The sequence below is a fragment of the Pseudomonas sp. WS 5071 genome (genome assembly GCF_012985765.1).
Lineage (GTDB): Bacteria > Pseudomonadota > Gammaproteobacteria > Pseudomonadales > Pseudomonadaceae > Aquipseudomonas > Aquipseudomonas lundensis_A.
On sequence record NZ_JAAQWY010000033.1, the window covers coordinates 21,161 to 45,516 of the forward strand.

A 24,356-nucleotide genomic window follows, 5' to 3' on the forward strand; every position below is an offset into this window, starting at 1 on the left:
TAATCATTGCTGCTATAGTCGCGAACGCCGCCAAAAGCGGCCTGGACAGCGGATTAACGGTGAACCACCGGCCCTGACCAACGCTCTTCACGAGGACGCGAGGCCGTCCTACGGGACTTTTGCTGCAACGGAATGCCTGGAGTTGTAACAAGCGCAGGTGACATGAGGCCTGAAGCGAGCCTGGAAAGCAGAGTGCAAACTCGCCTTTTACGCCGATATTCACGGCCAGTTCACAAAGTGCAGTCAGCCTCGGGAATTTCGAGCGAATGTTTCGGAAACTTCGCCTTTATTAGCCATGATGCGTGGCCTCCCCTTTTGGAGTTCACGGTAAATGCCAACCCGCTGCGGATTCTGCGCGCGGCAGCACCCGAATTATCAGGGATACGTGTAGGGTGGAGATGCACAACCGCCGGACTGTGTAGCAATAGGCTTTATCAAGACGCTTCATCTCGTCCACAGCCGCCGGTTGATTCCTCCTCCTGACCAGACTTTTGCTTAAGCGGTGCATTAGCACCACAGCAAGCAGGACGCGTTAGTCGCGACTTCGGCCCTCGGGCTGAACATCGCTGGACACTGGAGTGGCCAACTACTCCTGACGCACCTGACACCGACCATGAGAAGTCGTGTGTGCCGAACGCCGTTTCCGGCAGCCCGGAAACCGACGGTACAACATGAAAAGAATGCTGATTAACGCAACTCAACCTGAAGAGTTGCGCGTAGCACTGGTAGATGGCCAACGCCTCTACGACCTGGACATCGAGTCAGGTGCACGCGAGCAGAAGAAAGCCAACATTTATAAAGGCCGTATTACTCGCATCGAACCCAGCCTTGAGGCTGCCTTTGTCGATTTTGGCTCTGAGCGCCACGGCTTTCTGCCCCTCAAAGAAATCTCCCGCGAATACTTCAAAAAAGCCCCTGAAGGCCGCGTCAATATCAAGGACGTCCTTAGCGAAGGCCAGGAAGTTATCGTTCAGGTCGAAAAAGAAGAGCGTGGCAACAAGGGCGCTGCCCTGACCACATTCATCAGCCTGGCCGGTCGTTATCTGGTTCTGATGCCGAACAACCCGCGTGCTGGCGGCATCTCGCGCCGTATCGAAGGCGAAGAGCGCAACGAACTGCGTGAAGCGCTGAACGGTCTGATCGCTCCTGCCGACATGGGCTTGATCGTGCGGACTGCCGGCCTGGGCCGCAGCAGCGAAGAGATGCAGTGGGACCTCGACTACCTGCTGCAACTCTGGACCGCCATCAAAGAAGCCTCGCTGGACCGTGCAGCGCCTTTCCTGATCTATCAGGAAAGCAACGTCATCATTCGCGCCATCCGCGATTACCTGCGCCAGGACATCGGTGAGGTTCTGATCGACAGCGTTGAAGCCCAGGACGAAGCCCTGACATTCATTCGCCAGGTCATGCCGCAGTACGCCAGCAAAATCAAACTCTACGAAGACAGCGTTCCGCTGTTCAATCGTTTCCAGATCGAAAGCCAGATCGAGACCGCGTTCCAGCGCGTCGTTGAACTGCCTTCCGGCGGCTCCATCGTTATCGACCCGACCGAAGCCCTGGTGTCCATCGACATCAACTCGGCACGCGCCACCAAAGGCAGCGATATCGAAGAAACCGCCCTGCAAACCAACCTTGAAGCGGCTGAAGAAATCGCTCGTCAGTTGCGCCTGCGCGACATCGGCGGCCTGATCGTCATCGACTTCATCGACATGACCCCAGCCAAAAACCAGCGCGCCGTGGAAGAAAAAGTCCGCGAATGCCTCGAAGCAGACCGCGCCCGCGTACAAGTCGGCCGTATCTCCCGCTTCGGCCTGCTGGAAATGTCCCGCCAACGTCTGCGTCCGTCCCTGGGCGAAAGCAGCGGCATTGTATGCCCACGCTGCAACGGCACTGGCATCATCCGCGACGTGGAGTCGCTGTCGCTGGCCATCCTGCGCCTGATCGAAGAAGAAGCCCTGAAAGATCGCACTGCCGAAGTGCGCGCTCAGGTGCCAATCCCGGTTGCTGCGTTCCTGCTTAACGAAAAACGCAACTCGATCACCAAGATCGAACTGCGTACCCGCGCACGCATCGTCATACTGCCGAACGACCACCTCGAAACGCCTCACTTCGAAGTGCAGCGCCTGCGTGATGACAGCCCGGAAGCCCACACCAACCAGTCCAGCTATGAAATCGCTGCTGCGGCTGCTGAAGTGGAAGAAATCCAGCCTGCTGCCGCCACCCGCACCCTGGTCCGTCAGGAAGCTGCCGTTAAGACAGCGCCGGCCCGCACCTCCGCTCCGGTTCCGACCGAAGCACCTGCTGCCGCTGCCACGCCCGCTCCAGCCCCAACCATCGCTGAGCCTAGCCTGTTCAAAGGCCTGGTGAAGTCGCTGGTCAGCCTGTTTGCGTCCAAGGAAGAGCCTGCACCGGCACCGACCGTGGTTGAAAAACCTGCGACTTCGGAACGCCCGCAACGCAACGAAGAGCGTCGCAACGGCCGCCAGCAAAGCCGTAACCGCAACGGTCGCCGCGACGAAGAGCGCAAACCGCGTGAAGAACGTGCGCCGCGTGAAGAGCGCGCCCCACGCGAGCCACGTGAAGCCCGCGAACCCCGCGAAGAAACACCCGTTGTCGCCCGTGAAGAGCGTCAACCTCGTGCACCACGTGAAGAGCGTGCTCCACGCGCACCGCGTGAAGACCGTAAGCCGCGTGGCGAACGCGAAGAGCGCGTACGTGAATTGCGCGAACCTCTGGATGCCGCTCCGACCGTAACGCCTGAGCAAGAACGCCCGGCCCGCCCGCCCCGTGAAGAGCGCAAGCCGCGTGAAGAACGTGCGCCGCGTGAAGAGCGCGCCCCTCGCCCAGAGCAAGCAGCACCCGCTGTTGAAGACGAAGCCGCACTGAGCAGCGCCGAGCACGTACAAGATGATTCCCAAGACAACGCCGAGGGCGATCGCCCACGTCGCCGCTCACGCGGTCAGCGTCGTCGCAGCAATCGTCGCGAACGTCAACGTGATGCCAACGGCAATGTGATTGAAGGTTCGGAAGAAGGCAGCGAAGAAGCCAAGGCTGAAAACGCGCCGGCAACCACCGCTGAACTGGCGGCCGGTCTGGCCGTGACCGAAGCCGTTGCCAGCACAGTAATCAGCGCCCCGGCGCAAGCCCAAGCCAACCAGCAAGCTGAACGTGCCACCGCTGCAACCCAGGAATCAGCCCCGGCTGAAACCGTAGTTGTCGTTGTTGAAGAGCAAACCAAGGCTGTTGCCATTATTGAAACGCCAGCGGCTATCGCACCGACTGTTGCAACACCGGCAATCGAAACGCCAGTCGTTGAGACACCTGTTGTCGAAGCCATTGCTCCGATCGAAGCGGTTAAAGCACCTGAAGTTGAAGTGGCACCGGTTCAAGAAGCTCAGCCTGCGTTCAAGGTTGCTGACGAACCTGCTCCAACCCTCGAAGCACCTGTCGAAGCTGCCGTTGAGCCTGTTGTCCAGGCATCTGTTGCAGAAGCGCCAGCAGTGGAAACGCCGATCGTTGAGAAGCCTGCGTTTGAAAAGCGTCCCGAGCCTGCCAAGGAAGCCCGCACCCTGCGCGAGCCCGTTGCCGAGCCTGTGATGACGGAACAAGCAGCTGCTCCAGCGCAGCCTGCCGAGCCTGAAGTGGTCGCCCAACCGGAACCGGTTGAAGTGATTGTGCAGGCTGAGGTGGTTGAAGTGGCCGTCGTTGCGGCACCTGTGGCAAGCGCTCTGACCAGCAATGGCCGCGCCCCGAACGACCCACGTGAAGTGCGTCGCCGCAAGCGTGAAGCCGCTGCTGCCGCAGCCGCTGCCCAAGCGCAAGCCACCGAGGCCGTTGCTGAGCACACCACACCAACCATCGACGAAAACCTGCGTTCCGTCGAAGACTTGGTCGAGCAAAACCCTAAAGCCCTGGAAGAAGCGCACGAGCCTAAACCTCTCGCCTGATTCCAATAGCTGTTAAAAAGCCCCGCCTGAGTCATCAGGCGGGGCTTTTTAATGTCCGTAAATGGTTAAAAAAACCAGAATGATCGGCGCTTGCTCTCCAACTCGCCCCGGCATTGGTTCAGTTGCGCACCATAGGTTTTGGACTGCTGCTCAACCTTGCGTGCGACCTGGATCAGCCAGGGTTTGGCACGGTAGGTACCGCGACTGTAGCCCCCTCGACCTTCGTGATAGGCCAAGTACTGGTTGTAAGCATCCCACTTGGAAATCCCCAACTGCTGCTGCGTCCCTGCCGTATACCAGCCGATGAAGCGGATAGCGTCCGCGAAATTGTCCCGCGACCCACTTTTACCGGTACTTCTCTCGAAGTCGCTCCAGGCGGGAGGCTGAGCCTGGGCATAGCCGTAGGAAGGACTCACTCGCCCCCACGGTATGACCCACAACAGGTAGGCTCGCGGTGGCAGCGCGTCCGCTACAAAGCTGCTCTCCTGCTTCATAATTGCCATCGCCACTTGGGGCGGTGTGCCCCATTGACTCTGCATAGTGAGCGAGTCTTCATACCAGCGCGGGTATTGCCGATAGATGTTGCACAGGTTGCCTTGATCCCGCGGAGGTGCAGTGGTGCACCCCGACAGCGCCACCATGATCGACGCCAGGGCCCATGCAGGCTTATGTTTCATTGAATGTCCTCAGGCACGGCCAATGACGCCGTAAAGGCGTGCATCAATACAGGTTGGGTTCCATCTCGAGCTGCACCTTGAACCGTCGGGCGATATCTTCCTGAATGCGCTGCGCCAGCGATAACAACTGCACACCGGTTGCCGCGCCATAGTTGACCAGCACCAGCGACTGCAAACGGTGGACGCCTGCATCGTCTTCACGAAAGCCTTTCCAGCCCGCCGTTTCGATCAACCACCCGGCCGCCAGCTTGACCTGGCCATCGGCCTGGGGGTAGCCCACGATGTTGGGGTGGGTCAATTTCAGCTCGGCTGCCAGCGCCTGCGACACCACCGGGTTTTTGAAGAAGCTCCCGGCATTGCCGAGCACCGCTGGATCAGGCAGTTTTTCGCTGCGAATGCTGCTGATGGCACGACTGACATCACTGGCCGTCGGCTGATCAATGCCTTGCTCGCTCAGCCGCTGGCGTACCGGGCCATATTCCAGGTGCAAACGGGCAGCGCGGCTAAGGGCAAAACGTACCCGCAGAATCAGCCAACGCCCCGGAGTTTGCTTGAATACGCTGTCACGGTAACCAAAGTTGCATTCGTCCAGGGTGAAATCACGCAGTTGACCTGTTTGACGATCCAGCGCCGTCAGCCCGGCAAACACATCCTTAATCTCAACCCCGTAGGCGCCAATGTTCTGCATCGGTGCAGCGCCGACCGTGCCGGGGATCAGGCTCAGGTTCTCAAGCCCGGCAAACCCCTGGCCCAGGGTCCACAAGACAAAGGCATGCCACACTTCACCCGCCTCGGCCTCTACCACCACTTGTTGCCCACTGTCCTCAATCACCCGAATGCCGCGGGTGGCCATCCTCAAGACCAGCGCCTGCACATCCTGCGTCAGCAGCAAATTGCTGCCGCCACCAATAACCAGTAACGGCAGTTCCCGCTTGGCGCAATACTGCAACGCTTCACGCACCTCAGCGTCGTTGTGCGCCTCGGCAAACAGCCGCGCACGCACATCGACACCGAAACTGTTGAACGGCTTGAGCGACGCATCAACCTGCAACTGCAAACTCATACACGTCCCTTCAATTCGATCATCAGCCCATCACACGCTGCTTCTATCAAGTCCAGCACTTCAACGAACCCTTGTTCGCCGTCGTAATAAGGGTCGGGAACTTCACTTTTCACTCCCTTATATCGACGCAGGAACACATCAAGTTCAGCCTTGCCATTGGCAGGCTGCATGGCCTGAAGGTCCCGAAAATTACTGTTATCCATCGCCAGAATCAGGTCATAGCGCTCGAAATCCTGCACGCGAACCTGTTGCGCACGTTGCTGCGACAGGTCATAGCCTCGCAGCTGAGCCGCCCGCTGAGTACGCTTGTCCGGCGGCTCGCCCGCATGCCAGCCGCCGGTCCCGGCCGACGCCACTTCAACCTGCCGTTCAAGGCCAGCCTGCTGCAACTTGTGACGCAGCACACCTTCAGCCGTCGGTGATCGGCAAATGTTACCCAAACAGACGAACAGGACGCGCATCACGCCTCCAACAAACGCCGAACGCGTTCCAGGTCTTCGGGGGTGTCGACACCCGCAGGCGGCGCCTCCAGCACATCAGCCACATGAATCCGTACGCCGTGCCACAACGCCCGCAGCTGTTCAAGACGCTCGGTGTTCTCAAGCCAGCAAGGCCCCCAACTGACGAAGTCATGGAGGAAGCCCGCCCGATAGGCGTAGATCCCGATATGACGGCGGTATGGCACGCCCTCGGGCAAACGGTCGCAGCTCAGGGCAAAATCGTCACGCGCCCACGGCAACGTGGCACGGCTAAACGTCAGCGCAAGGCCGTTGATATCGCTGACCACTTTGACCACGTTCGGATTGAACAACATCGCGACGTCTTCAATCGGCTCCGCCAAGGTGGCCATGCTGGCCTCACCATGGGCCGCGAGGTTGACGGCCACCTGATCAATCACTTGCGGCGGGATCAGCGGCTCATCACCCTGTACGTTGACCACGATCGCAGCACTGGCCAAACCCAATTGCGTCGCCACTTCAGCCAGACGGTCGGTGCCTGACTCATGGTCGGCCCGGGTCAACAGCACCTCGGCGCCAAACGCCTTGCAGGCATCGACGATGCGCGCGTCATCGGTTGCGACCACGACACGCTGGGCACTGCTTTTGCACGCCTGTTCCCAGACATGCTGGACCATGGGTTTGCCCGCAATCATTTGCAACGGCTTGCCAGGCAAACGCGTCGAGGCAAAGCGTGAGGGAATAACGACCGTAAAAACCGGAATCATTTATCCAAACGCTCATCATCGGTAAGGGTGCGGGCTTCGGTTTCAAGCATGACCGGAATGCCATCGCGGATCGGGTACGCGAGACCGGCGCCCTTGCTGATCAGCTCCTTTTTGTCGGCGCTGAGCTTGAGCGGGCCTTTGCAAACCGGGCAGGCAAGGATATCGAGCAATTTGGTGTCCATAAGGTTTCCCTGAATAAAGATGAGTTAGGGCAAAAAACGATCAGGTAAAAGACGCAATAACTGTTGATCGAGCCAGCGCGCGAAGGTCTCTGAAGGTACAGCGTCTACCGCCAGATACCACCAGTTCGGCGCGGCAAAGTCGCGGCATTTCACCGCATCCTTTTCCGTCATGACCAGCGGCAGATCCGGCTTGAACTTCAGGATCTCGGCACTGTAGGGCGCGTGGTCGGCAAACGCGTGGCCAATTGGCCGCCAGTGTAGCGTTTCGAGGGTGTTGAAAAAACGCTGCGGATTACCGATACCGGCCACCGCATGCAATGCCTGTCCGCAAGGAAAATAATCCAGTGGCTGACGCTCGCCCGTGCGCACGTTGATCAGCGCTGTCGGCTGCAACTGAAAGGCAAAGCCGGGCTGCGGATCCGTCAGGGCGCCGTTATACAGCACCGCATCCACACTGCTCAGGCGTTCAGCTGGCTCACGCAGCGGACCGGCAGGCAGGCAGCGGCCGTTACCCAGCCCCCGTGCGTTATCGATCAAGACCAGTTCCAGGTCGCGGGCCAACCGGTAATGCTGCAAACCGTCGTCCGACAGAATCACGTCCAGCGGCTCGGTGGCCAGCAGCGTTTTCACCGCACGGCTGCGATCAGGGTCGATCATCAGAGGCACGCCCGTACGCTGCACGATCAACAAGGGCTCATCCCCTGCCTGCGCGGCAGGTTGATCCGCCGTGACGCGCCAAGGGAACTGCCCCGGTTTGGCCCCATACCCCCGGCTGACCACGCCGACCCGCAGCCCCTTGCGTTGGCAATGCTCGATCAGCCACAGGATCATAGGCGTCTTGCCCGTGCCACCCACGGTGATATTGCCCACGACCACAATAGGCACGGGAGCACGGTAAATGTCACCCTGCCCCGCGACAAAACGTGCGCGCTTACCGTCCACTACGCGCCGATAGAGGCATTCGAGCGGTCTGAGTAATGCCAACAAGGGGTGCCCGGCATACCATGCCTGCAACAAACGATCAGAGATGGCCATCAGGGATTCGACTGCGCCTCGACAGTGGTCATGCGCAAATGGCTGAACCCTAGCTTGCCCGCCGCATCCATGGCCGTAACCACGGCCTGATGTTGAGTTTTGCCATCGGCACTGATCGACAACGGCAATGACGTATCACCACCGGATTCTTTTTGCAGGGCTTCCATCAGGCTGGCCAGATCATTTTTCGGCAACAGCTGGTTGTTCACCGAAAACACGCCGTCCGCACTGATGGCGATATCCAGTTGTTTAACGTTTTGGTCTTCGCTCGGGGAGCCGCTCACAGCTTCAGGCAGGTCTACCCGCAGTTGGGTTTCACGGGTAAAGGTGGTGGTCACGACAAAAAACAGCAACAGGATAAACACCACGTCGATCAGCGAAGCGAGGTTGATATCCACCGTTTCTCGTGGCTTGCGGCGAAATTTCACGCGTTGCTCCCGGCCATGTCGACTTCCCGGTCGCCTTGAACCACTTCAACCAGTTTGATGGCTTCCTGCTCCATGCCGACCACCAGCTCGTCGACCCGGCGCTGCAGGAAACGGTGGAAGAACACCGCAGGAATACCCACCATCAAGCCCGCTGCCGTGGTGATCAACGCCTTGGAGATACCGCCGGCCAGGATGGCAGCATTGGTGGTCATGCCCGACCCCATGAACGAGCTGAAAATGTCGATCATGCCCAGCACCGTCCCTAACAGGCCCAGCAACGGCGCCATGGCAGCGATGGTGCCCAGCGCATTGAGGTAGCGCTCAAGCTCGTGAATCACACGGGCAGCCGCTTCCTCAATGCACTCTTTCATGATCTCGCGACCGTGCCGGGAATTGGCCAAGCCCGCCGCAAGGATTTCACCCAGCGGCGAATCTGCACGCAGTTGTTTGAGTTTTTCCTTGTCCAGCTGCTTGTCTTTGATCCAGACCCAGACTTGCCCCAGCAGATGGGGCGGCGTCACGCGGCTGGCGCGTAAAGTCCAAAGACGCTCGACAATAATGCCCAGCGCGGCAACAGAGCTCAGAATGATCGGCAGCATCATCCAGCCACCGGATTTGACCAGTTCCCACACAGTGACAATCCCCTCGAAAAAGTGCGCCACTCTACCATAGGATTGGACTGGCGCTCAGGCGCGCACAAAACCCCTGTCACCCGTCATGGCGCCAGAACCTGCGTTGTTGACGCTCGCCTGTGTCCGCCCCCTTTGCCCCCAGCCAGAAACGCACGGCGCCTTGTTCTGCACTGTCGAGCACCGTCATGCCCAACGCCCGGTAGCGAGCCAGTACCTGAGGGTGCGGGTGGCCAAAACTATTGCCAGCCCCACGCGATATCAGGACATTTTGCGCAGACAGCGTATTCAAAAACACCCGGGATGACGAGGTGCGGCTGCCGTGGTGCGGGGCCTGCAACCATTGCACGGGGATCGCCAAAGGGCTGCGCAAAAAAGCTCGCTCAGCCTGCACGTCGATGTCTCCGGTCAGCAATAGCCGCTCATCGCCAGCCTGCACCAACAGCACGCAAGACTTCTGGTTGCCGTTGCTGGCATCCGCCCATTGCCAGAGTGAAAAGCGTACACCGTCCCACTCCCAGCCTCGCCCCGCGGCGCAGGGTCGAGCCTGAAGCTGAGCAGGCAAACCCGGTACGTCGCCGCTGATCACCTGATTGACGTTCAGCGCGCGCTGGACCGCCAGCGCACCGCCTGCATGGTCAGCATCAGCATGGCTGATCAGCATCAAGTCCAGTTGGCCGATACCTTGCGAGCGCAAGAACGGCACGACGACCCGCTCTCCCTGATCCAGATCCCTGAATTTGGGGCCTGCGTCATACAGCACGGTGTGGTGACGGGTTCTAAGCAGCATCGCTAACCCTTGACCAACATCTATCTGCCAGACCTCGACCTGACCGTGGGGAACCTGCTCACGTGGTGCCAGCATTGCCAATGCCAGCAAGGGCCAACCCAACGGCCTCAATGTAACGCCCGCAGGCAACAACAGCATCACTGTCCCGGCCGCCGCCAGCGCCCAAATTTCGACGGGCACGTTTGGCGGCAGCCATGAAGGGAACGTCCCGGCAAGCCAGGTCAAACCGCGTATCAGCACGTCAAGCAAACCACCTGACACCCAGAGCAACCCTTCTGCGAGCCAGGGCACGGGCAGCAAAAATGTGCCCAGCAACGCACTAGGCAAAACCAGCAGGCTGATCCACGGCACGGCTACCAGATTTGCCAGAGGCCCGGTCACACTCACGGGTAACGCCAAGGCCCACATCACGGGAAACAGCCCCAAAGCAATCAGCCCGTGGGGCCTTGTCCAGGCTGACCATAGACGCCATGCACCCAAACGCCCGCTGAAGGTGAAAATCAGCACGGCAACCGCTGCAAAAGAAAGCCAAAAACCCGGCATCAGGCTGGCTAACGGCTCCACCAGCAAGACTGCATTCAACGCCAGCAAAAACGGTAGCCACACACCTAAATGACGAAAGCGCAGGCGCCATAACAGCACCAGCCCCAGCATCACGCAGGCGCGCTGCACAGGCACTTCAAATCCGGCCAACAGGCCATAACTGACAGCCCCTACAAACGCCACGCCACATGCCCAAGGCAGCCATGGCCAACCTCGCGGCCAAAGGCCGTACCGCGCCAGCAGCGCAATCAACCCGTAGAGCAACCCGGCAAACAACCCGATGTGCTGACCCGAGATCACCAGTAAGTGCACCGTGCCCGTGGTTTGTAGCAGCGTCCAGTCTTCGCGCTCCAGACCGGAGCCATCCCCCATCACCAACGCCGCCAACCACGGTGCCCGACCATGGGCATCGACACTCAGCAAACGTTGACGCAGCCCGTCCCGCCACGCATAGGAAGTCGCAGCCAGACGCTGCCCATCCTTGACCGTTCCGGTTGCGCCAATCCGTTTGCTAAGCAGCCACGCCTCGTAGTCAAATCCCTGAGGATTAAGCAGCCCTCGCGGCTTTTTCAGTTTCACGGCCAGACGCCAGCGCTCCCCGCTGTTAACGGGCGGCCCGTCCTGCCAGCTCACCCGAATCGTGCGCGGCAGATCAGCTCGACGAGACACAGGGCTCCCGATTTCAAAAGCAACGTAAGACGCTGTGCGTTGCGGCAGACCTGTCACCTGCCCCTCAATCCACAGGGTACGCCCGTCGAGGGCATCCGACAGGCGGTCATCCAGCGCCGACTGCCCCTGTACGCACGCCCACACCAGCCCCAGCAGGCACAATCCAAGCGGGTACGTGCGAAAAAACAGCAAGCCAAGCCCCAGGCCGAACAACAGCACCCAGCACCACACCGGCGGCAATACCGGTAAATAACGCAACGCCATCAAGCCCAGCGCCAGCCCTGACATCCCTGTATACATAGCCAGCCCAGAAATTCCTTTCCTCTCGGATTAGTTCATCCGGGCCTACCGCGCTTTAATAATTGTCACAAAGTCTGAATAGGCACAGGTACGAATTTGGGCATACTGCCCCATTGACCCCAGGGAGAGGCCCATGCCACGGCGTTTGTTCAAACGTTACATGCCAGACCCGGCAAGCATCAGGGAACACAAATCCTTACGCTTTATGGGCACCCTGTTGCATGACCCGAACCTTTGGCACTTGAACCGCCACTCGGTTTCCCGCGCCATGGCCGTGGGCATCTTCGCCGCGTTCATCCCCATGCCTTTTCAGATGCTCCTGGCAGCGTTCCTCGCGATTACCGTGCGCAGCAACATGCCCATTTCGGTCGGTCTGGTATGGCTGACCAACCCGATTACCATGCCACCGGTGTTTTATTGCACCTACAAACTTGGCGCCTGGTTGATGGACGTGCCGGCACGTACCTTGCCAGACGATCTGACCTGGGCGTGGATCAGCGGGCAGTTGTCTACCCTCTGGCAGCCATTCTTGCTGGGCTCTGTGGTATGCGGCGTAGTATTGGGCGCGCTCGCCTATTGCCTGACCCAACTCTATTGGCGCTGGTGGGTGAGCCGCCAATGGAAACGCCGACAAAACAATCGCCCATAAAAAAGACCCCTTACGGGGTCTTTTGCAAAGCGCAAAGCGTGTTACTGACGCATGCCGCGACCGCTAACCAGCAATCGGGCGCACAAGATGTACAACACCACGGTCGCCACCACCATAAAGGTCAGGGCCACGCTGATTTTGATGTCAGACACCCCCAAAATGCCGTAGCGGAAGGCATTCACCATGTGCAGCACCGGGTTGGCCATCGACACCGTCTGCCAGAACGGCGGCAGCAACGAGATCGAATAAAACACGCCTCCCAAATAGGTCAACGGCGTGAGCACAAACGTCGGAATGATCGAAATATCATCGAAATTACGTGCAAATACGGCATTGACGAAGCCCAGCAGCGAAAAGATGGTCGCCGTCAACAACACAACCGCCACCGTTAACCCGAGGTGATGCACCTGCAAGTGGGTGAAGAACAATGACAGCAAGGTCACGATCACGCCCACCATCAAGCCTCGCAGAATCCCGCCCACGGTGTAGCCGATCAGGATGGTATGCGGCGACACTGGCGATACCATCAATTCTTCAATGGAGCGCTGGAACTTACTGCCAAAAAAGCTCGACACCACATTGCCGTAGGCGTTAGTGATCACCGACATCATGATCAGGCCCGGCACGATGTACTCCATATAGGTGAAACCACCCATATCACCGATTTGTCGGCCAATCAGGTTACCGAAGATCACAAAGTACAGCACCATGGTGATCGCTGGCGGCAGCAGGGTTTGCGGCCAGATGCGCATGAAACGACGTACTTCGCGGTAAACAATGGTGTTCAGCGCAATCAGATTGGGGCGCAGCTCCGAGCTCATATCGCCACCTTCGCCAGATTTTTCTCGACCAACGACACAAACAACTCCTCAAGGCGATTGGTTTTATTGCGCAAGCTCACAACTTCAATCTGCTGTGCAGCCAACTGGGTGAACAAGCCGGTAATGCCGACCTGTTTGTCCACCTGAACCTCCAACGTCATGCTGTCGAGCAACTGGCTTGGGTAGCCGATCAGATGCGGGGCCGCCTGCAACGGGGTTTTCAAGTCCAGCAGGAAGGTTTCGACATGCAACTGGCCCAGCAAGTGACGCATGCTGGTGTTTTCAACGATGGTGCCGTGATCGATGATGCCAATGTTACGGCACAGTTGCTCAGCCTCTTCCAGGTAATGAGTAGTGAGGATGATGGTAGTGCCCTGCTCATTCAGCTCTGTAAGAAAGGTCCACATCGAACGACGCAGCTCAATGTCCACGCCTGCGGTCGGCTCGTCGAGGATCAGCAGGCGAGGCTCGTGCACCAGGGCGCGGGCGATCATCAAACGGCGCTTCATGCCGCCCGACAGAGAGCGCGACGGCGTGTCGCGCTTGTCCCATAACCCGAGTTGGGTCAGGTATTTCTCAGCGCGCTCCTTGGCGACTTTTGGTGCGATACCGTAATAGCCCGCTTGGGTTACGACAATGTCGAAGGTTTTTTCAAACTGGTTGAAGTTGAACTCTTGGGGCACCACGCCGATGCAACGCTTCAAGGCGGCGGGTTCGCGGTCCAGGTCATGCCCGAACACATTGACAGTGCCGCTGGTCTTGTTCACCAGTGTCGAGAGAATGCCAATGGTTGTGGATTTGCCGGCGCCATTGGGGCCGAGCAATGCGAAAAAATCACCTTCAGAAACATCCAGATCGATACCACTCAGGGCCTGGAAACCGTTGCCGTAGGTTTTGGTTAGCTGCCGTATGGACAGAGCGGAACTCATATCTGATTACGCACCAAGATGGGGGAATAGGAGGTGTAAATAAGGGCGAGCCGTCTGTCATACACGTTCGACACGCAAGCAGCATGGTGCTTGGCCTCGACGCACAAGTACAGTCGCCCGTATTAATAGTGGGTATTAAGTCAACGCGGTCATGACCGCATGGCGGTAGCACGGGCGCAGTTTCAGGCGCTCGTACCACGCTTCCAGATGCGGCATCGACGGGCGTTCGATAGGCATCTCAAACCACGCATAAATGAACGAGCCCAGCGGAATGTCACCCATGCCAATTTCATCACCTGACAAATAAGGTTTTTCCGACAACGCCTGATCCACAATCGACAATAACTCTGCGCATGTTTTACGTGCAGCGTTAATCAGCACCCAATCCTGCTGCTCGGCCGGAGTCCGCAAAATCCCCCAAAACAGATCGCGGAAAGGGCCTGCAAACGTCGACGTGGTCCAGTCCATCCACTTGTCCGCCTGTGCGCGCACGCATACATCAGTTTGATACCACGCCGTGTCTGACCCGTAACGCGCAGCCAGATAACGCACGATGGCGTTGGATTCCCATAGCACGAAACCGTCGTCCTCAATCATGGGCACCCGACCGTTAGGGTTTAGCGCTCGGTATGCTGGGCTATCGACGACACCAAAGGCGCCACCGGCCTCCTCACGGCTGTAGGGCAGCGCCAACTCTTCGGCACACCACAGGACTTTTCTGACATTAGATGAATTCTTGCGACCCCACACTTTCAGCATGACTCAACTCCTGATTGATAGACGCTGCACGAGTCTAACCTCGCCGGACGAACTCCGCCTCCCGGGTGAGGTCACTATCCATAGCACCCCGAACACGACTTGCGACTAAGCTCTAACAGGTTCGCGCCACTGGTTTCACGGAGGATTAAATATGCTGTTGTTGTGGATTGTGGTTTTAATCGTAGGCGTCGCCTGGTTGGCGCACCGTCGCGTTGCCCCGCTGCCCGCCATGGGCATAGTCGCGGTCTATCTACTGGCTATGGGCCTGTTCAGCCACGCACCGGGCTGGCTGCTGGGGATCTTCTGGATTCTGCTGGCGGTACCGGCCGCGCTGTTGCTACTGCCTGACCTGCGGCGCAAGGTGTTCACCGCGCCACTGTTCAGTTGGTTCCAAAAAACCTTGCCGCCCATGTCGCAGACCGAACGCGACGCCATTGATGCAGGCACCGTGTGGTGGGATGGCGAACTTTTTAGCGGTCGTCCCGACTGGAATCAACTGCTGGCCTACCCCAAAGTCCAACTGACTGAGGAAGAACAAGCGTTCATCGACGGTCCCACCGAAGAACTGTGTGCCATGGTTTCGGACTGGGACATCGGCCAACGCATGGATTTACCCCCCGAAGCCTGGGCGCACATCAAGCAACACGGCTTCTTTGCACTGATCATTCCCAAAGCGTTCGGCGGTAAAGGCTTTTCGGCGTTTGCGCATTCGCAGGTCGCCATGAAACTCGCCACCCGCAGCGGCGACCTGGCGTCCACGGTGATGGTGCCCAACTCCCTCGGCCCGGCAGAATTGCTGCTGCACTACGGCACGGATGAACAGCGCAACCACTACCTCCCTCGTCTGGCCCGGGGTGACGACATCCCGTGCTTCGCCCTTACCGGCCCGCTTGCCGGATCGGATGCAGGCGCCATGCCCGATACCGGGATTATTTGCAAAGGCCAGTGGCAAGGCCAAGAGGTCATCGGTCTGCGTCTGAACTGGGAAAAACGCTACATCACACTCGGCCCGGTCGCCACGTTGTTGGGTTTGGCATTCAAGGCGCACGACCCTGACCACTTGTTGGGTGAGGAAGAAGACCTGGGCATCAGCCTCGCGTTGATTCCGACCGACACGCCGGGTGTCGAGATTGGCCGACGTCATCTGCCATTGGGCGCAGCGTTCATGAATGGCCCCAACGCTGGCAAAGACGTGTTCATTCCGCTGGACTATCTGATTGGCGGGCAGGAGATGCTCGGCAAGGGCTGGATGATGCTGATGAACTGCCTGTCGGTGGGCCGTTCGATTTCCCTCCCGGCGGTGGGCACCGGTGCTGCCAAGTTCACCAGTTTGGTCACTGGCCAATATGCCCAGGTGCGCGAACAGTTCAATGTGCCCCTCGCCGCGTTCGAAGGCATTCAGGAAGCGCTGGCCCGAATCGGCGGCAATGCCTGGTTGATGGACAGCGCCCGCATGCTGACGGCCAACGCCGTCGACTTGGGCGAGAAACCGTCTGTACTGTCGGCCATCCTCAAATACCATCTCACCGAGCGTGGCCGCGAATGCATCAGCCACGCCATGGACGTGCACGGCGGTAAAGGCATCATCATGGGCCCCAACAACTACTTGGGCCGCAGCTGGCAAGGTGCGCCGATCTTCATCACCGTGGAAGGCGCAAATATTTTGTCGCGCAACCTGATGATCTTCGGCCAGGGCGCCATTCGCTGCCATCCGTTTGTCTTAAAGGAAATGGCACTGGCCGGGCGCGAGGACCATGAACAGGCCCTGCACGAATTCGATGACCTGCTGCTCAAACATATCGGTTTTGCCGTCAGCAATGCTGCGAGCACCTTTGTGTTGAATCTGGGCCTGGGTCGCTTCGAACATGCACCGGGCAACACGTTGAGCCAAGGCTATTTCCGCGCTTTGAACCGTCAGGCCGCGGCGTTTGCGATGCTGGCCGACCTGAGCATGATGCTGCTGGGCGGCGAGCTAAAACGCCGCGAACGCCTGTCGGCGCGTCTGGGCGATGTGCTCAGCCATATGTACTTGGCTTCCGCGGCCCTCAAGCGCTATCACGACCTTGATTCACCGGAACATCTGAATCCGCTGTTTACCTGGGCCATGGAAGAAAGCCTGGGGCATGCAGAGCGGGCGCTGGATGAATTACTGAAAAACTTCCCGAGCCGCACGCTGGGTTTCCTCCTGCGCGGGGTGGTGTTCCCGTTTGGCCGACGTCACACCGGGCCCAGCGATGCGCTGGACGCCGAGGTGGCCGCCGTACTGGGACGCGCCAAGGGCGACCCGACGCTGGAAGCAGTACTTGCCGGGTGCTATCGCCCGCAATCGGCCGATGATCCGGTCGGCGCGTTGCAACATGCCAGTGAACTGCTGGCCGCTGCCCAGCCGCTGTTCAAAACGCTTCATCAGGGCCTAAAAAGCGGGCACGTCAAACCGGCTGCGGGGGAGCATGCAATTGATGCCGCGCTCAGTGCTGGCGTGTTGCAACCGGCCGAAGCGCAAACCCTGCGCGATGCCGAGGCGGCACGGCGCAGGGTAATTGATGTTGATGATTTCTCGAAAGAGGAGCTCACTCACAGCGAGGGGAAAATTCGATAGCACGACAGCGGGCGCGCGGGGCTTTATACTCCCGCGCCCGTTTTGCTTTAGAGGACACCGCAATGGCCACCAACGATCTCAACCACAACCTCGTGTTGCTCGACATTCTGCGCAGCATTCTGGTTGCTGTCGGTGATGCCGAGCAGATCCCCGAAGAAAGCCACGCATTGTTTATCGAACGTTTCGACGAAATGCGCAGCGCTTTGCCGGTCGACCCGATTGAAAGCCAGTACCTGGGCCAGGACATCATGTGCCAGGTGATCGAACGCTACCCGCAAATCGCCCACCTCGTGCCTCGCGACCTGCTGTGGTACTTCGGTGGTGCCTGCTTCAACTTCCTGTCCGATGAAGAACTGGACATGTACCAGGCGCTTGAAGAGCGCCGTCATGAGGCCGAAGAAAACGGTGAGCCGTTCGACTGGAATCAGGAAAAGCAGTTCATGGCATTGCCGACAGCCGAAGACAGCCCTCAACACTGATCGGCGCCACACAAGACACCAGACCCGCCCGGTTCCCCGCGCGGGTCTTTTTTTGCGTCGCCGTTTCAGGCCCCCTGCCACGGCGGGCGATGCGTCGACTCTGTTGAGCATCGCAACCTTGCGCAGCTTAGTCAGGGGTCGCGATCCAGGCGCGAGGCGGCTAGCGGTCGACTCGGTTCTTGCGCCAGCCGCTCAACCAGATAGTCGATGAACACGCGCAATTTCGGTGGCAAGTAGCGGGTCGGTTCGTACAGGAGCCACACCCCGCCGTGGTAGGACGCAATAAAGTCCCACTCGGGCAACACCTGAACAATAAGCCCCTGCTCAAGCGCCTCCCGCGCGGTGAAATACGGCAGGCTCCCAATCCCGATATGCTGCAACACGGCATCCAGCCGCACCCCCGTGTGATTGGCAGCGTAGCGCCCTTTTACGCCCACAACCGCTGCTTTGCTACCCTGTTTGAACTTCCACCGCGCATCGGCCGGGGTCTCGCCCAGGCAGATACAACTGTGATGGCGAAGATCTTCAGGCTGTTGCGGGACGCCATGCTCGGCCAGATATTGTGGCGTTGCGCACAGCAGTTGCTCGATCACAAACAATTGCCGCCCTGCAAGGCCCGGCGCGGGCTGCTCTGTAACACGAAGGCTCAAGTCGACATTGCCATCAATCAAATCTACATACCGGTCTTCCAGCACCAACTGCACATCCACGTGCGGGAAGCGACGCAGGAACTCGGGCATATGCGGGTGAATCACGTAGCGGCCGATGGCCTTGGGGACGCTCACGCGTACCAGACCTTCCACCTCTTGGGTAAAGCGTCCACTGACTTGCATGACCGACTGCGCCGCGCCCACTACATCCCGGCAACGCTTATACACCTCCTCGCCGCCATCGCTCAGGCGCAATTTACGGGTGGTGCGCTGCAATACGCGGATGGCCAGTGCCTTTTCCAGCCGGGCAATGCTGCGGCTCACAGCAGAGGGCGATGTACCCCGTTGGCGCGCTGCCTCAGAAAAGCTCCCGGCCTCAACCACCTTCACAAAAATCGCCATTTCAGCCAACAAAGACAACGGTAGATTGATGCTCACAACGCACAGGTCCATTGAAAATTGAAGGGATTATCACGCCAACGTGACGTCCTTATACTTCAAAAACACGTTTTTCAGGAGCCTCGCCATGACCCCACGCCTGTTTTTTACCGAAGATGGCCTTACTGCTCAGGTCGAGGTGCTCAGTTGCGCCCCGTGTGACGATGGGTTTGCGGTGGAGCTGAGTACGACGCCTTTCCACCCTCAGGGTGGCGGGCAGCCCAGCGACACGGGCTGGATCGGCGACAGCGAAGTGATCAGGGTTTTCCATCGGCACGACACGTTGGTGCATGTCGTCAAAGCCGCCGTACAAACAGGGGAAACCCAAGCCCGCGTCGATGAAACACGGCGCCTTTTGAATACCCGCCTGCATTCGGCCGGTCATTTGATCGGCGTCTGTGGCGAACGCGCAGGCTGGATCCCCAGTAAAGCCCATCATTGGCCGGGTGAATGCCGGGTCAGCTTCGTGCCGGGCCAAGCCCCTCAGCCGCTGCAGGCGCAACAGGTCGAGGAGCAACTCCAGCAATGGATCGAAGCGGACTTGCCGCGGGTGACGCGCATGGAGGCCGAGCAACGTTTCATCGGCTTCGGCGAGCTGCCCGTCTACCCGTGCGCCGGCACCCATGTCAGCTCGTTGAAGCAATTAAAATCTGTCCCCATCCTGTCGATCAAAGAAAAGAAAGGCGTACTCACCGTTCGCTACACCATGGACTGAGGCGCCTGCGCGGCGCCCTGCCATGCTAGGGGATCGACAAAAACAAACGCTGAGCCAGTGCTGCATCGAGTTTGGCCCGGTAGACCTCGATGACCTCTTGGGACGTACCCGCCCTCGAATAAAGGGTCTGTTCGCTCAATCGACGCTGGGCTGCGGTTTTCAGGTGCGCCACATCGAACGCCGCGGCTGGCGTCTCAAGTGCTTTGTAATGAAAGTGCGCGTACCACAATGCGCGCCCGTCTGTGTCATTGATGACGTATTCCTGCAAGTAGTCTTTGCGCTGCCCACGGGACAAAAACGTGCGCTCACCCAAGCGCCGAATGCTGATTTCTTTTTGAGTGTTCAAGTAATCCACATTAGGCCCCGTCGGAGGCAAACGCTTGATCATGCCCACGCGTAACGTTTTCCCGACCGAACGCAACCGGATCGCCGCAGCCTTCAACTCCTCACTCAACGCCTGCGCGGCGCGCTGACGGGTGTCGGTCAGTATTTCGGGTTCAGCGCTGGAGTTCATCAAGATCCCATCTATTTGAACGGCAACCTCATCGAGACTCTTGCCTTTAAATTCGAGGATCTCTTCGATTTCTACCGGGATTTTTGAAATGGCAGCGCTGGAGCGGCTGCTTTCAATCGCACCCTCGACTTTGGCGAGCAAGCGCCGAGCATCAGCCTCCAGTCGCGCCAGGTTTCTGGACTGAGTCGCTACCTGCACGCCAGGCCGCAACTGAGTGATTTCCTCCCAGGTTCCGCCTTCAACTTGCTTGTACGCATGAACCGTCATCCTTCCAAAGCCTTCGGTGACCTCGACGATGTCGCCGGAGGTGCCCTCGGCGGGGTCTCGCAAGGCGCCCACAAGCACTTGATGAGTCGTCGTTTCGATCACGTGTTGTGCAGGCCGGGACGGCTCCGCTTTTTTTCTTTGCTCAACGTGAGCCAGACGGCTAGGCCCCGGTCGGGGTTCTTCAAACTCAGACGATGAGCTTTCGGAGTCTCTGATGACTTTTTCCAGCTGGTTTTCAGCAAATTCTCTCAAGTGTCTGACCACCTGCATGATGGGCGCCAAATACTGGTTTCGAAAATGTTCAGACTCCAGACCCAGGAGATTCACGCACAAGCTTTCGGCCGCGTAGTAGTGCTCGATCGCCCGATCCAACAAGGCAATATGGTCTTTGCTAAATAGTTGATTTTCCATTCGCAAACTCAATTGCGCCCACGCCGTGTCGACCAGAGAAGCTTTAGCAAAAAAGCTGTAGGCATGCTGTTCTTCCGGGGACATGTTAACCCCTCCCCGCCGGATGACTAACTCGCACAAAGTCTCTAAATACACGGCAGACCAATGGCGATCGAAATACTCATGATCCTGTTGGGTCTTCAACTCCCGAAGGGCGCTGTCCTTGGGCAAGGGACGCGTATGGACATGGCGAAGGGCTTGCGCCTCTTCGACGGAATTATGGAACAACGTCGCTTCGACCTCCCGGGCCTTTTCCAGTTGCTCAACCCACTTTTCGTAAACATCGCTTGACCCGGCCTCCAGCTTTTTGACTACATCAATCAACTTCTCGAGAAAGTCCTCTTGAGAGTTATGGACAGGAAGGGCCTGGCGCACCTGTTCGTAAAAGTTTTGCAACTTGAAATGATTCAACGCCAAACTGATCCAATAGCCCTGGATTCTCTGCGCACGTGGTTCTGAAGGGGCAATACTTTCTGCCTTGGTCAACAGGTTAATCAGATCGTGGACCATGAGCCGCCAGCTTTCGAATTCCTGGTGGTAACGCTCCAGAAACACGGTCTTGCGTTCGGTTGCGCTTTCGAGCAAGCCTTGAGTCACACTCAGCACGCGCGCCTTTTCCTGAATGAGCCCTTTGAGGGTGTCAGCCTGGCGCGTTAACTCATCGACCTTTTTCTGCCTGTCCTCGCGCAGCTTCTTGATTCGCGCTTTAGGACCGCCGCCCTTTAAGCCGAGGCGCAGATCCAGTGCCCAGCGCCCCGTTTCATCGCGCACCAGACGGGGACCCCAGCGATTGAGTTGACGCGCATCCTGAATTCTCAACCCGTGCGCATCACGCGCGACGGCATAGGTGCTGCTGGCAATGCGCACGTAAGACTGCCCTTGATGGGTCATGACCCCCGCTAACGCGCCGACCTCGATACGGGTGGCCTGCGACAGGTCGGTGTGCACTTCAAATGTTTCAAGCGCTTGGCGTTGCGCGGGGGTCAAACGCTGCTGACCACTGAACCAAGTCACTTCCAGCGCCGAATAGTCCTGCACAGCCGCCGGGCTCAGGTCAGGGTTTCTGCGTGGCATCATCAGTGGCTCAATGGCCGGTTTGGGGGGCCGCGCAAACCCTTCTTCAAACCGCGAAAACAAGGGTTCATCCGCAGGCACATTGAGACGCCGCCGGTCGTTGGCTTGCCCCCTGAAACTCAACCCTTCTTGCAGCAGCGCCAGACTGACGTTCATCAGCAAGTCGATGACAGATTCGCGCGCGGCTTCTTTATTAGCGCTCAGACGAGCATGCAAGGCGCCATCAATACTGAGCAAGGTTTGAAGTAACCAGCCCGCTTTTTGCAGCGGCCCGCTGACAAAGAAAGTAAGCCCGTTAAATAACGCCCAGCCTGCTTTTTTGACCAACAACCAGCGTCGCTCAGCGACCGTCACGGTTTGCTTGTCGGCCAGTAACATCAAGGCATTGGCATGAGCTGTAAACAAGACGTCGAAGTAATCGCCCACCACAGGTTGTGTACTCAATGCCGCGGGGCTGCGCGGTAACAGGGCAAGAAAGCCTTCGAGCAAGACACCTTCAAGATGGGGCCGGGCAAACCCTCCGTCAGCGTAAAAACCTCGCGCGTCGTCTTCCAGCCATTGCAGCACGCTGTAGTTCAGGTCTTCGGACTCAATGATGGCTGCCAATAGCGCCGGCCATGATTCAACCTGCAGTAAAGGCTCCGTTGCGAAGGGCTGGTAAAGGATAAAGGGACCCTTTTCGATATCACGCGGGCCGAGGATGAACATGTTGGCAACATAATGGGTCGGTGCGCCTTCGTACGCTATAAAGCCTAAAGGCCGTACACAAAAGTCACCGTTATCGAAGGTCGCGTTGCCATCGGGACGCATCAAACGCAGCAGAACCGCCCACCCATGCTCGGTCAACCCGGCTTCGCCCTTGATAAGCTTCTCCAGCGCGAACATGGGCAATTGAAGGCTTACTTGCGATTTGAATAGCACTTTGCGTCGCGCAACTTCCTGCGCGTCATCAACCAGCAAACGCTTGATCTGCGCAATGTACTGAGTACCGACATCCAGCTCGTCGACTAACTGTCGGGCGTAATCGGCGGTAAACCAGCCGGGCAAAACGGTGCCGTCGCGCCCTTCAACACCAATCAGCCCGATCGGCCAGCCCCCTCGATAGCTCAACACAAAGTCGATCAAAGACAGCCGGTCATCGGTAAAAATCGGCAATGTCAGCACCTCAACCCCCTGGTCATGAATTTCCACCCTGGAAATATCCACCCCCGAGTGGGGGTGATCGATCTCAAGCCGTTTCTGGATCAGTTGCCCGGCATAGACCGGCAATGCTTCGATCTCATCAAGAAACGTTTTGCCCGCAGATTGTTGCTGAGACAGGGCTTGAGCAATGATCAGTTTGCTATAGGCCAATTGGTGCGGCGCAGACGCCTGCTTGAGCCACGAAGGCAGTTTGGTCATGACATGATCGAGCCAGGGGCGATCCTCCTGACTGAATAAAGGGAACATTCCCGCAGCGTCGTCCAGCTTGCGCTCCAGCCGCCAGGCGCTCCAGCGTTCAGCTTGTGCCGTTTGCCCAAGGTCACTCAAGTCGCGTAACTGTTGATCCAGCAGCGTGTAAGCCTGCGCGGTAAAAATATTTCCCTGGGGTTCGTTCAAGCCCCATGAAAACACCCGGCGCCCCAACTGGCCTTCCAGACGACGGGCGAGCCGTGTGCCGTAATCATGCAGCGACTCATATGCAAGGATGCCTGTGTTGAGGGAGTAGCTCATCACCAACTCGCGTTGATTCATCTGCCGCAAAACAAGCATTTCGCCCGGCACTTGAAAGCGTTCAACCCCCGGCACCTTAAGCGCCTGAATGTTGACCAGATAGGCATGCACAGGGGACTCTTCCGTGCCTTTTTGGCGCTGTTCACTGTCCGCAAAACTCGTCACCACCGCCAATGAGACAGCTTGATCATTGCTCAAGGCCGGTACGTGATGATTGTGAGCCAATGTTGAGCTAAGGCTTGTCTGCAGCACTTGGCTCAGCCACAGAATTGGCGAAACGCCAGTACTGCCTACGCTCCAAAACTGCGTCAAAGCGCATTGCCAGATTTCGGGCAACAAGGGTGCGCACTCATTAATAGCCGTTTGCAGGTCATCCATGTGCACCGCCAAGGGATGGGGATCGTATTCAGTGATCTCATCCGTCAGTCGGTGCACCCCCTGGATCAGACTGATGGGGCGTTTATCGATGAAACACTGGACCAGCATGTCCACTGGGGACATCAATCGATAACGCTGGGGCATTGTGCTTTGAGGTGATAGCAAGGCAGTCGCGATGGGCCAGGGTTCTGCGAGGTGCAGACTTGTGACATCAAGGCCAAGCCCCCCGTACTTTTCGGCCAGCGAATCGTTGAGTTGGGCAGCAAGCACGGTATAAAGCGTCGGGCGTGGCGGGAAATCCTGGGCATTAAAACTGCCCAGCACCTTGAAACGGGAGATTAAGCCGGGGGTTGAGGAGAAGGTCTTCATCGGGCGTCCATTGCATTGACGTGTTAAGGAAAGCCCAGCCCATCGAACCTGCATGGACCGGGCT

The 24,356-nt window shown here is 58.4% G+C and carries 19 protein-coding genes; 5 read left to right on the forward strand and 14 right to left on the reverse strand.

Features of this window, described 5'->3' with window-relative positions:
- Positions 1–671: 671 nt before the first annotated feature.
- Positions 672–3,947, forward strand: coding sequence for a ribonuclease E (gene rne / locus HBN61_RS18690; protein WP_524539083.1), 3,276 nt, complete (start codon positions 672–674; stop codon positions 3,945–3,947).
- Between the two features lie 65 nt (positions 3,948–4,012).
- Here rne and HBN61_RS18695 read toward each other — a convergent pair whose 3' ends face one another.
- From HBN61_RS18695 to HBN61_RS18735, 9 genes are all read right to left on the reverse strand, one after another.
- Complete coding sequence (locus HBN61_RS18695; RefSeq protein WP_170047567.1) at positions 4,013–4,624, reverse strand: transglycosylase SLT domain-containing protein; 612 nt, start codon at positions 4,622–4,624, stop codon at positions 4,013–4,015.
- A gap of 43 nt (positions 4,625–4,667) precedes the next feature.
- Positions 4,668–5,687, reverse strand: coding sequence for a UDP-N-acetylmuramate dehydrogenase (gene murB / locus HBN61_RS18700; protein WP_094994679.1), 1,020 nt, complete (start codon positions 5,685–5,687; stop codon positions 4,668–4,670).
- Positions 5,684–6,148 (reverse strand): low molecular weight protein-tyrosine-phosphatase, encoded by a 465-nt coding sequence (locus tag HBN61_RS18705; protein WP_169965495.1) that lies wholly within the window; start codon positions 6,146–6,148, stop codon positions 5,684–5,686. Before HBN61_RS18705 ends, murB begins: the two co-directional genes overlap by 4 nt.
- Positions 6,148–6,912, reverse strand: coding sequence for a 3-deoxy-manno-octulosonate cytidylyltransferase (gene kdsB / locus HBN61_RS18710; protein ID WP_170047569.1), 765 nt, complete (start codon positions 6,910–6,912; stop codon positions 6,148–6,150). Before kdsB ends, HBN61_RS18705 begins: the two co-directional genes overlap by 1 nt.
- On the reverse strand, positions 6,909–7,094 hold the full coding sequence (locus HBN61_RS18715) for a Trm112 family protein (RefSeq protein WP_094994676.1): 186 nt from the start codon (positions 7,092–7,094) through the stop codon (positions 6,909–6,911). The genes kdsB and HBN61_RS18715 overlap by 4 nt, the downstream gene beginning before the upstream one ends.
- A gap of 24 nt (positions 7,095–7,118) precedes the next feature.
- On the reverse strand, positions 7,119–8,129 hold the full coding sequence (lpxK, locus tag HBN61_RS18720) for a tetraacyldisaccharide 4'-kinase (protein WP_170047571.1): 1,011 nt from the start codon (positions 8,127–8,129) through the stop codon (positions 7,119–7,121).
- Positions 8,129–8,557 carry a flagellar polar localization protein PocB gene (pocB, locus tag HBN61_RS18725; RefSeq protein ID WP_170047573.1) on the reverse strand — a complete coding sequence of 143 codons (429 nt, stop codon included), beginning with the start codon at positions 8,555–8,557 and terminating at the stop codon, positions 8,129–8,131. The genes lpxK and pocB overlap by 1 nt, the downstream gene beginning before the upstream one ends.
- Positions 8,554–9,189, reverse strand: coding sequence for a flagellar polar localization protein PocA (pocA, locus tag HBN61_RS18730; RefSeq protein ID WP_094994702.1), 636 nt, complete (start codon positions 9,187–9,189; stop codon positions 8,554–8,556). The genes pocB and pocA overlap by 4 nt, the downstream gene beginning before the upstream one ends.
- A 76-nt stretch (positions 9,190–9,265) precedes the next feature.
- A complete protein-coding gene (locus tag HBN61_RS18735) occupies positions 9,266–11,488 on the reverse strand; it encodes a DNA internalization-related competence protein ComEC/Rec2 (RefSeq protein WP_170047575.1) in 2,223 nt (740 codons plus the stop codon).
- Positions 11,489–11,621: 133 nt separating this feature from the next.
- On the opposite strand from HBN61_RS18735, the gene HBN61_RS18740 reads away from it, so the two are divergent.
- Positions 11,622–12,137: a DUF2062 domain-containing protein gene (locus HBN61_RS18740; RefSeq protein WP_094994672.1), complete on the forward strand. Its 516-nt coding sequence runs from the start codon at positions 11,622–11,624 to the stop codon at positions 12,135–12,137.
- A gap of 41 nt (positions 12,138–12,178) precedes the next feature.
- Here the strand turns inward: HBN61_RS18740 and HBN61_RS18745 are convergent, their stop codons facing one another.
- From HBN61_RS18745 to HBN61_RS18755, 3 genes are all read right to left on the reverse strand, one after another.
- Positions 12,179–12,958, reverse strand: coding sequence for an ABC transporter permease (locus HBN61_RS18745; protein WP_094994671.1), 780 nt, complete (start codon positions 12,956–12,958; stop codon positions 12,179–12,181).
- Positions 12,955–13,887, reverse strand: coding sequence for an ABC transporter ATP-binding protein (locus tag HBN61_RS18750; protein ID WP_170047577.1), 933 nt, complete (start codon positions 13,885–13,887; stop codon positions 12,955–12,957). Before HBN61_RS18750 ends, HBN61_RS18745 begins: the two co-directional genes overlap by 4 nt.
- A gap of 135 nt (positions 13,888–14,022) precedes the next feature.
- A complete protein-coding gene (locus HBN61_RS18755) occupies positions 14,023–14,646 on the reverse strand; it encodes a glutathione S-transferase (RefSeq protein ID WP_094994669.1) in 624 nt (207 codons plus the stop codon).
- A gap of 151 nt (positions 14,647–14,797) precedes the next feature.
- On the opposite strand from HBN61_RS18755, the gene HBN61_RS18760 reads away from it, so the two are divergent.
- Both HBN61_RS18760 and HBN61_RS18765 read left to right on the forward strand, forming a co-directional pair.
- Positions 14,798–17,245, forward strand: coding sequence for an acyl-CoA dehydrogenase (locus HBN61_RS18760; RefSeq protein WP_169965507.1), 2,448 nt, complete (start codon positions 14,798–14,800; stop codon positions 17,243–17,245).
- A 62-nt stretch (positions 17,246–17,307) separates the two neighbouring features.
- Positions 17,308–17,724, forward strand: a complete 417-nt coding sequence (locus tag HBN61_RS18765) for a PA2817 family protein (RefSeq protein ID WP_094994667.1) — start codon at positions 17,308–17,310, stop codon at positions 17,722–17,724.
- Positions 17,725–17,855: 131 nt separating this feature from the next.
- Here the strand turns inward: HBN61_RS18765 and HBN61_RS18770 are convergent, their stop codons facing one another.
- Positions 17,856–18,812 carry a LysR substrate-binding domain-containing protein gene (locus HBN61_RS18770; protein ID WP_170047578.1) on the reverse strand — a complete coding sequence of 319 codons (957 nt, stop codon included), beginning with the start codon at positions 18,810–18,812 and terminating at the stop codon, positions 17,856–17,858.
- An 88-nt stretch (positions 18,813–18,900) separates the two neighbouring features.
- Here HBN61_RS18770 and HBN61_RS18775 point away from each other — a divergent pair, with 88 nt between their 5' ends.
- Complete coding sequence (locus HBN61_RS18775) at positions 18,901–19,527, forward strand: alanyl-tRNA editing protein (RefSeq protein WP_170047580.1); 627 nt, start codon at positions 18,901–18,903, stop codon at positions 19,525–19,527.
- Between the two features lie 25 nt (positions 19,528–19,552).
- Here HBN61_RS18775 and HBN61_RS18780 read toward each other — a convergent pair whose 3' ends face one another.
- The gene (locus tag HBN61_RS18780) at positions 19,553–24,292 is read right to left on the reverse strand and encodes a dermonecrotic toxin domain-containing protein (RefSeq protein WP_170047582.1); all 4,740 of its coding nucleotides are present in this window, start codon (positions 24,290–24,292) and stop codon (positions 19,553–19,555) included.
- Between the last annotated feature and the right edge of the window lie 64 nt (positions 24,293–24,356).